The 607-nt window shown below is 52.6% G+C and carries 1 protein-coding gene; it reads right to left on the bottom strand.

The window, feature by feature from the left end:
* The coding region (locus ACTHS8_RS10815) for a type IV secretory system conjugative DNA transfer family protein (protein WP_440373710.1) at positions 1-607 on the bottom strand (607 nt) is incomplete at both ends.

Here is a 607-nt window from a genome sequence, read left to right as displayed (position 1 = left end):
TGTCCTGACTCATTCCTTTCAATTCCTGCGGCAGCATCAGCGCGCGGCGCTCTTCGCTTTCCGAAACGCTGCGTTCGCGTCCGCGGCTGACGTTTTTGCGTTTTACTGTGGTATAGCCCAACATTTCGGAGTATTCGTTCGCATCCTGCTGCTCCCTCGGCGTATAGATGATTTGCAGCGCGTGGTTGGTGATGATCGTGCGGGCGTATTCTTTGCCGTAAACGGCGTCCAGTTGGGCGACGGATTGGATAATCGGAAACAGACGGATGTTGTAGCCCGCCATGTAGCTGACGGAATGGGCGATGATTTCCACCCTGCCTATGCTGGTAAATTCGTCCATCAAAAGCAGGCACTGGTGTTTCAAATCGGGATTGTCCTGCGGTAACTCTTTGGTGTTTTGGTTGATAAGTTGGGAGAAGAACAGGTTGACGATAACCCTCGATTCGGCAAGTTTGTTGGGCAGGATGCCGATATAGACGGTCATTTTCTTTTTGCGTACGTCGGTCAGCAGGAAATCGTCGGCGGAAGTGGCGGCGTCAATGACGGGGTTGATCCACGGGTTGAGCGGTTCTTTAAACGTACCCATGATGGAGCCGAAGGTTTCCTT

This window comes from Neisseria sp. P0016.S008 (assembly GCF_051957775.1).
GTDB classification, from domain to species: domain Bacteria; phylum Pseudomonadota; class Gammaproteobacteria; order Burkholderiales; family Neisseriaceae; genus Neisseria; species Neisseria flavescens_B.
The sequence above is the reverse complement of the archived record's forward strand: the minus strand, read 5'-3'. Positions and strand labels throughout refer to the sequence as shown.